Here is an 8,239-nt window from a genome sequence, read left to right on the forward strand (position 1 = left end):
GACGATCTAGTGCTCGCGGGCAGGGCCGACGATGTCGGCGGCGACCGCGGTCGGCGCCTCCCAGGGCGGGGTGTGTCCCGCCTCCGGCAGGGTGGTCACCGCAACGTTGGCCAGACCACGAAAGTGGCGGATGGACTCGGGGTCCACTCGCTGGTCACGCAGCCCGAACAGCACGGATGTCGGTTGGGCGAGGCGCGCGAGCCTGGCATCGAGGGGTCGGAGTCGGAGATAGTCGTCGATCGCCCTGGTGGAGCGCAGAAACGCGGACCGGCCGGTGGCCCGAAGGTCGCTGACGAAGGCCTCCGGAACCGGTGTGCCGGGAGCGAATGCGGTGGCCAGACCTGCGATCACACGAGCTCGCGGGGCGAGGCGCCACGCCATTGCCCCCAGCAGCGGCACAGCCAGTAAGCGCTCGGCGGCACCGCGTGCGCTGATCCGGCTCTCGACGCGCGGTGGAGTGTTGATCAGAATCAAGCGACCGACCAGGTAGGGACAGATCTCGGCCAGGGCCGTGGCCACAAGTCCGCCCATCGAATGTCCGGCGACCACGGCTGATCTGATCCGGCGCTCGTTCAGGTATCGGGCGATCCAATCCGCCTCGTGTTCGATCGAGACCTCACCGCGAAGCACCGGGCGAACGACATGCGCGGAGTGCGTGAGAAGGAGGGGATCGACGCGACTCCATACGGCGGGTGAACTGCCGAGTCCGTGGATGAGCACCACAGTCGCGGAGATCACCGGCGTGCTCTTCGGGCCAGGATCTCGTCCTCGATGACGGGAACGGTGCGCGCGACACGAGGTTTCAGCACGGCGTCCCAGAGCGCGCCGGTGAACACCCCGCGTACCTTGTCGACCGCCGCCAGCGCTCGGGGCACATAGATCTTGCGGCGGCGGTGTTCGATTCCGTCGATGAACGCGGAGGCGACGTCCTGCACGTCGGTGACTACGCCGAACGGCCACGGAAGCTGCGTGATCGCATGGGCGACGGAGGCGATCTCGTTCTGCGCGTCGTACATCGGCGTTCGGGTCCACGCAGGGTGGGCCACGCCGACCCCGACGCCCTTGTGGGCGACTTCGAGACGCAATGCGCCGCCGAACGCCTCCACTCCGGCCTTGGAGGCGGCATAGGCGGAGCCGCCCGGCACGTTCTTCAAGGCGGCCGCGGAGGACACGAGCAGGAAGTACCCGTTGGCCTGGATGACATGGGCGAGGGTGGCGTGGACGGTGCGGATGACGCCGGTGAGGTTCACTTCGACTGTGCGAGCGAGTGTGTCGATATCGCTCACCGCGACAGTGCCGGCCTCGGCAACTCCGGCATTGGCGACGACGACATCGATCCGGCCGAACTCCGCGACGATCTGCTCCACCGCTTGCCGGAGCGAACCACTGTCGGTGACGTCCACACCGAGCGCTCGATGCTGACCCGACGCCGGCGGCGTATAGGAATCGGCAACCGTCCGTGCGGCGGCGAAATTCCGGTCGAGAAGAACTACCCTCGCGCCGCGAGCGGCGAGTTGCCGTCCGAGCTCTGCCCCGATTCCGGAGCCCGCACCGGTGATCACCGCGACTGTGCCGTTGAAGTTCTTCACGAGATCAGTTCCTTACCGACGGTGCGCAATACGTGGTCAGAAGGTTGGAAACGACGCGTCATTCGCCGGAAGGTGAGGGTGGAGCCAGGCCAGAGGTTGCTGTTGCGCCCGGTGGCGTCGAGGTACCAGCTCGAGCAGCCGCCTGCGGTCCATACGCTGCCGTCGGTCAGCCGGTCGACCAGCGCGCGGAACCGCGCCTGCGCCTCGGGTGATGGCTCGATCGCACAGCACTCGTGCTCGGCGCTGTAGCGGATCGCCTCGACGAGGTAGTTGATCTGCGACTCGAACATCGTCAGAACCGACGTGTGCCCCAGCGCGATGTTGGGCCCGTGCATCAAGTAGACGTTCGGGAACCCGGTCACGGTGGTACCGAGATAGGCGCTAGGACTCTGCCCCCACACTTCGGCCATGGTGGCACCGCCCGGACCGTAGATCCGGTCGGTCAGCGGGAGACGGTCGGTCTCGAACCCGGTCCCGAAAATTACCGCATCCACCGGATGCTCGACTCCGTCGTTGTCGACGACAGCGCGGGCGGTGAATTCACGCACGCCGCTGGTGACCACGTCCGCGTTCGGCGCGTCCAGGGCGGGCAGATAGTCGTTGGAGATCAGGATGCGTTTGCAGCCGAGCCGGTAGTCGGGCGTCAGTTTGGCACGCAGGCCGACGTCGGAAACACTCTTGCGCAGATGATTTCGCGCTGTGCGCTCGGTGAATGCCATCAGGGCCGGATTACGGAAACCGAGCAAGGTCAGCTCGCGCTCGAGATAGATCCGCAACCGTGCCGCTTTCTGCAGCAACGGCACCGATCGCAGCACCGCGCGCTCACGCTCTCCGATCGGCCGGTCGTGTCGCGGAACCACCCAGGGCGCGGTCCGCTGGAAAACGGTCAATTGCTCGACCAGCGGCTGGATCTCGGGCACGAACTGGATCGCCGACGCGCCCGTACCCACCACCGCTACGCGCTTGCCTCGTAGGTCGAAGGAATGGTCCCAACGCGCGGAGTGGAACACCGGACCCTCGAAACGGTCCCTTCCCGGAATACCAGGAACAACCGGGTCGGCCAGCGCTCCGGTCGCGACCACCACATGCTCGGCTTCGATCTCGCCGCGGGCGGTGTGCAGGGTCCAGCACGCCGCGTCGGCATCCCAATGCATTTCCCGCACAGCACAGTTCAGCAGCACGCGTGAACCGATACCGAACTCGTCGGTGACCCGCTCGAAGTAGGCGAGGATCTCGTCGCGGCGAGCGAACATGTTCTGCCACTCGCTGTTCGGCGCGAAGGAGTACGAATACAGATGGCTCTGCACGTCGCAGGCCGCACCCGGATAGTCATTGTCGCGCCACACACCACCGACGCTGTCGGCGCGTTCGAGAACCACGACATCGGCGATGCCGGCGCGCTCGAGCGCGATCGCCGCGCCGACCCCGGCGAAACCGGAGCCGATGATCGCCACCCGTGGCCTGGCTCGGCCGGTGTCATATGTATCCGTCACAGAAGTACTCCTGATCTGCGCTGTCCGGTGGAATCCAGCGACGGCATCCGCCGCCTCGAGTTGATCCAAGTGTTGGCCTCGTGGTCGGCGATATGTATGGGCACAGACACCGAATCATTTCCAGCGGATTGTGCATCCGCATAAGATATGGCCCAACAGCCATCCAGATCAGAGGCGATTCCGGTGAAATTTGGGCACACAGACATGATAGGGCTGGCCTTGCTGGCTGAGTACCCTCACCTCGGGGCCCTGCTCGACGCCGTTGAACCCCGGCTGGGCCAGCTCGCGGGTGACCTGACTCGTGTCTACCGCGCGAGCATCCCGGTATACGACACAGTCGATCCGGTGTCGATCGAAGCCAACAGCCTCGCGGTGTTGCGCATGGTGATCGGCCAGCTCCGCGACCCTGACCGAACCAGCAGCTTGGACGGTGTCGCCGCTCTCGCGCGTGAATGGGCCGACCAGCAGATCCCGCTCGAGCTCGTGGCCCACAGCATCCAGCTGGGCGGTCGAAAGATCTTCGCGCTCATCCGCGAAGAGGCTGGAGCCCTGGGGTTACCCGCCGACGAAGTCGACGCCGTGCAGGGCCTCGCATGGGATTGGGCCACGGCCCTCTCGGCCGCCGTGTACTCGGTGCAGCAAGAACGGGCGGTTGTCGGGGCCGCTCGCCGCGCGGACTTCCTGCGAACACTGGTTCAGGGAACGATGCCGCTGTCCGCCCTCGCCGCGGATGCACCGCGCTATCGCGTCGACCCGAACCACCTCTACCGGGTGGCGTGTACCGACTGGGACGACACCGCCATGAGCTCGGACATCCTCGCCGCCCTGCGTACCAACGGCGCGACAACCGAGCTGCCGGTCATCGACGCAGTCATCGACGGCCAGCTCATCGCGCTGCTGCCGCGTCGGCCCGATGGAACGACTCGCCGCCCGGTCGGCATCGGCCCCGCGACTCTTCCGCACGAGGCGCACTCCTCCTACGCACACGCTTGCGATGCCCTGGCGATCGCTCTCGAGCACGGCGAACTCGGCTACGTCGACCTTGCCTCACTCGGCCCACTCCCCCTGCTCGACAGTGGCGACCGCGCCGCGGCGGCACTCGATGCCAAGCATCTTCAGCCGCTTCGCGAGCACGGCGGCGCCGGTAGCGAGATCCTCGCGACCGTGAAGGCGTATCTCAGGCTCGACCGGAAGGTCGAGGAGACCGCCCGGCACTTGCACGTTCACCGCAACACCATCCGCTACCGGCTCACTCGATTCACCGACCTCACCGGCCTCGACCTCGACCGGACCGATGACCTGGTCCTCGCCTGGTGGCTGCTCCATCGCGACCGCTGAGTGATCACTTCTCTGGGGGTCCCGGGCGCGTGATCCGCTTCCGACCAAGGTTTTTGCAGCCCAGCGGCGTTGAGGGGACTGTAGCAAATCGCGACAGGTGTTGTGCTGGTCAGCGTGAATGTTGTCCGAGTTCTGTGGGCAGGTCGCAGCTGACGCCGGACCGGCGTAGGCCGACGAAGGCGAGCGCGATGAGTTTCCGGTGGAGGCAGCCGCTGCCTTGGTCCGGCGAACGCACCATAATGCCGATTTGCGTGCGCTCCTCAACGCGCTCGGCCGGGCGCTGTCACCTCGTAGGGCTACTCAGGCCGAGGACGGCCACTTCGGGGTTACGGCCATCGAGCTGATCGTTCCAAACCTCGACGGTCAACCCGGAAGGCGAGTTGATTCCCAGCACATGGCGCATCACCTCGGTGACACGACTCGCAGTCTGCTCACAGGCTGACCTACCGATCGGGAATTCGCAGTGCCAGTTCGGCGCTGTGGACGGGGCCTGCCAACCTGCGGCCACCAACAACTGCTCCTGTTCGGAAGTCATCGAACCACCGATAGAACAGATCCATCCCTGCAGAAACTGTAAGCACTGATTCGCGCCAGCAGCCAAGGTGACGACCGCGCCCTCGGGCATCCCGATCAATACTGTGGCCAGCCGCGGGGTGAACTCCGCCCAGTCCACCGGCGCCGAGACGGGCACCGCAGCAATAGCCGAGGCTTGTTCGACTTCTTGATCGGGGAAGCCCCATTCGAACGACACCGTTGCGCCCGGCGCCACCGTGGCTACCTGACCCTGCAAACGCTCTTCGAAGTTCTCCCGCCAGGAGTAGAAGCGACTGAAGCTCACTGGCTCCGGCGAGTTGACTCCCACATCGACGGTTCCGTCTTCGTTGTTGTTTCGCGCCAGCGCGACCTCATGATGCAGTCCCTCGTCCCGCACCACGTGCCCGAACAAAGCCGCCACCGCATCCGCCTGAGCGGGAACCAAACCACGGGCCATGAAACAAACTCTGATACTCGTAGACACGAAACGGACCATACAGCCGACCTCTGACTTCGCTTCACCAACCGCGCACTGTAATGCCGCTGGGCGCGCGGTCACGAACGTCCGCACCCCTGCTTCCTATAGCACGGTCACGGACGTCCGCTTCTGCCGATTTCAGCGTGTGTCGATCCGTCGGCTTCTCGCCCGTGGCCGCCACCGAACCTCGATCTCGACGCGCTGGTCCGCGGTTCGCCGAGCACGTCGTCGACGCACCGCGTGTGCGTTTCGAAGGTGAAATACATTGAGTGACATGCTTTATCGAAGACGCCGGACCTTACAGGCCATGACCGCCATCGTCGTGTCGGTGGGCCTGCTGACGGGCTGTGAAGCGGAGACCGGGGTGGTGCCGACTCCGGCACCGGTCACGAAGTCTGGATCGTCGATGTATCCGTCGAAGATCGCGTTCACCGACAACGGAGGACCCTCCGGCCCGTCGGTGTATGTGATGAATTCCGACGGCACCGCGGTGACACGGATCGCCGCCGGATACGAGCCGGATTTCGCTCCGGATGGCTCGAAGATCGTAATCCGCCAGTCCGGGATCATCCTCATGAACCCCGACGGGAGCGACCCTGTACAACTCGCCGACGACGGATCATATCCGGCGTTTTCCGCCGACGGCACTCGCATAGCCTTCGCCTGCCACCGCAGTATCTGCGTGATGGATGCCGACGGAACCGACCGAAAGAAGTTGACGGGGAGCATGGGTGAGCGCCTGACCTACCCACAATCGCCGACGTTCTCTCCGGACGGCTCACAGATCGCATTCACTCTGGACCGCACCCTCTGGCTGATGAACGCCGACGGCACAGAGCTGCGCGCGCTGCTCGAGGATGCGATCACTCCGGCCTTCACTTCGGATGGATCCGGGATCGTCTTCGCCAGCGGACGACGCGGCCATAACCGGACCGAGACCTATCTGATGGATGCCGACGGCGGCAATATCCGCCCCCTCACCGGCGAGGGCACAGCACTTCCCTCGCCCGACCCCTATTATTCCACGACCCTTCCGGCGTTCTCCCCCGACGGCACCCACCTGCTCGTCACCCGCTGGACCCAAAATTCGGCAAAGGTGATGACGGGCGCCGAGATCTGGGTGATGAACCCAGACGGCAGCGATCCGCGCCGCCTCACCGAACCGAATCAGCCCGCGCGGGCGGCAAGCTGGGGCGGCAATCCCGGTTCATGAGTGGCCATTCCCTCTCGGACGCGATCGGTCGCTCGACCAAGCTGGCTCAGCTGCACGCACACTCGCTTGCCGGGCCGTTCCGACCAGTCAGGCCGTGGTCGGCCGAACGCACGCACATGCCGCTGGGCGGGCGGTCTCGAACGTCCGCATCTGCCGATTTGCGTGCGGTTCTACTTGAGTGGACCACGGCATCCAGCGTGCAAGTGAACAGTCGATTCGAGTGAGAAACTTGCAGGCTCGCCGAGGTGAAGCGGCCGTACAGCTTGAGTAGCATGGAGCGGCAAATCAGTATCCATTGGCTTCCAAGGCATCTCGAATGGCTTTGCAGAGCGAGTGGTCCAGCGCTCTCGGTGGCAGCAGCAAGTCCGCCTCGGTGAGTACTTCGACCCCGAGTCGATCAACAGCCTGCCATGGGAGTTCCCCGTCATCTTGCTCCTTGACTCCCATTCCTGCCCAGATGAGGCGAATACCGTCATTCTCCTCGTCGTCGTCCAAGTCGCGGACCTGCCACCAAAGGCTGTCCATTCGCCACATCGCGGAGGTCGGATCAATCAAGTCCATCCGCCAGGCGCGGCCGTAGATTCCGGCGACAACATTCCAGGGTTCAAGGCGCGGTGCTGTGTCGAGGTCGCGGTCGACCTGGTCGTGAAGCTCCTTGAGCTTGACCTCGAGTGCGCTGTCGTCGTCTCCATCCATCGCTACCAGATCGGCTAGGGCTGGCCACGAGAAGCCTTGAGCTAGCAGGACTTGTGCGATAGATGGCCAGTAGCACCCCACGAGTAGGTGGTCTACTGCCACTGCGGAAAGACCATGGATGACCTGGGCAGTAGCAATCGTGGACATTCTGCGAGCATAAGCACCATCAGGTGCTTACAGCATGGACGCACGATAATGCCGCGACCCGGGCGTTCCGAGCATGGTTTTGGCGTAGGTGATGGTCACGTTCGTCTGTTCATGTTGGCGAACAGTTCACGGTTTGCCGCGCGGAGGATCTTGTTGATCCGCGCCGACTGCCGCACCGGAGCGGCTCCCGGCCCCGGTGCTACTCCAGTACCGCGCGCCGGGGTGTAGCGCAACCACTCCACAAACAACCCGAGATCGACTGCTGCACAACGTCATTCACGACCCGATGCAAGCGCACCATCGCAGATACAGGGCAACGCTTTCCGCGTACGCCTTCGAGGTCGACTCCGCCCTATCCCTGCCGAACCGCAACTCCCTCAGATACCGGTCGGCGACCGGTTGGACGTCATAGCTTTCACTGATGACGGTTCAATACAGTCTGCCCGACGGCATCCGAACCCTAAACGCCCGCAACAGAACTCCATCCTTCGTAGCCAGCAACGTCGAGCCACAGAGCCACACCCCGAGAGAACCGTCGTAAAACTACCCGCGGATCGCGTCAACGCGACGCAGAACAACAACCCCCGTACCCCAAAAGAACGTCACGCGCGGGTTTCCCGCGTCCTCCGTGGTGTCGCAAGCCGTCGATGCCGTGGGGGGGGGGGGGGGGGGGGGGCGGCGGAACCCCCCACCCCCCCGACCCCGCGGGCAGGCGCGCGGCGGGGAGGAGCCACCCCACGCGAGAGAGCAC

The 8,239-nt window shown here is 64.8% G+C and carries 7 protein-coding genes; 2 read left to right on the top strand and 5 right to left on the bottom strand.

The genetic code is table 11. The annotated features are described in order from the left end of the window. Positions 1-6 precede the first annotated feature (6 nt). From ACFWPX_RS08860 to ACFWPX_RS08870, 3 genes are read right to left on the bottom strand one after another with little or no spacing between them, the layout of a single operon-like run. On the bottom strand, positions 7-738 hold the full coding sequence (locus tag ACFWPX_RS08860; protein WP_378926922.1) for an alpha/beta fold hydrolase: 732 nt from the start codon (positions 736-738) through the stop codon (positions 7-9). Next, positions 735-1,589, bottom strand: a complete 855-nt coding sequence (locus ACFWPX_RS08865; protein WP_378926923.1) for a short-chain dehydrogenase/reductase — start codon at positions 1,587-1,589, stop codon at positions 735-737. The genes ACFWPX_RS08860 and ACFWPX_RS08865 overlap by 4 nt, the downstream gene beginning before the upstream one ends. Beyond that, positions 1,586-3,082, bottom strand: a complete 1,497-nt coding sequence (locus tag ACFWPX_RS08870; protein WP_378926924.1) for a flavin-containing monooxygenase — start codon at positions 3,080-3,082, stop codon at positions 1,586-1,588. Before ACFWPX_RS08870 ends, ACFWPX_RS08865 begins: the two co-directional genes overlap by 4 nt. Before the next feature lie 345 nt (positions 3,083-3,427). Here ACFWPX_RS08870 and ACFWPX_RS08875 point away from each other — a divergent pair, with 345 nt between their 5' ends. After that, positions 3,428-4,420, top strand: a complete 993-nt coding sequence (locus tag ACFWPX_RS08875) for a PucR family transcriptional regulator (protein WP_378926926.1) — start codon at positions 3,428-3,430, stop codon at positions 4,418-4,420. 283 nt (positions 4,421-4,703) lie between these two features. On the opposite strand, the gene ACFWPX_RS08880 is transcribed toward ACFWPX_RS08875, so the two are convergent. Beyond that, positions 4,704-5,411, bottom strand: a complete 708-nt coding sequence (locus ACFWPX_RS08880; protein WP_378926927.1) for a hypothetical protein — start codon at positions 5,409-5,411, stop codon at positions 4,704-4,706. 328 nt (positions 5,412-5,739) lie between these two features. On the opposite strand from ACFWPX_RS08880, the gene ACFWPX_RS08885 reads away from it, so the two are divergent. Beyond that, on the top strand, positions 5,740-6,645 hold the full coding sequence (locus tag ACFWPX_RS08885) for a TolB family protein (RefSeq protein ID WP_378926928.1): 906 nt from the start codon (positions 5,740-5,742) through the stop codon (positions 6,643-6,645). Positions 6,646-6,930: 285 nt separating this feature from the next. On the opposite strand, the gene ACFWPX_RS08890 is transcribed toward ACFWPX_RS08885, so the two are convergent. Further along, complete coding sequence (locus tag ACFWPX_RS08890; protein ID WP_378926929.1) at positions 6,931-7,488, bottom strand: hypothetical protein; 558 nt, start codon at positions 7,486-7,488, stop codon at positions 6,931-6,933. Between the last annotated feature and the right edge of the window lie 751 nt (positions 7,489-8,239).

The organism is Nocardia sp. NPDC058518 (assembly GCF_042719655.1).
Taxonomy (GTDB): Bacteria; Actinomycetota; Actinomycetes; order Mycobacteriales; family Mycobacteriaceae; genus Nocardia.

Bases quoted from the DNA above. Each gene is read 5' to 3' on its own strand.
- ACFWPX_RS08885 (WP_378926928.1), top strand. From the start codon at position 5,740: ATGACCGCCATCGTCGTGTCGGTGGGCCTGCTGACGGGCTGTGAAGCG.
- ACFWPX_RS08890 (WP_378926929.1), bottom strand. From the start codon at position 7,488: ATGTCCACGATTGCTACTGCCCAGGTCATCCATGGTCTTTCCGCAGTG.
- ACFWPX_RS08880 (WP_378926927.1), bottom strand. From the start codon at position 5,411: ATGGCCCGTGGTTTGGTTCCCGCTCAGGCGGATGCGGTGGCGGCTTTG.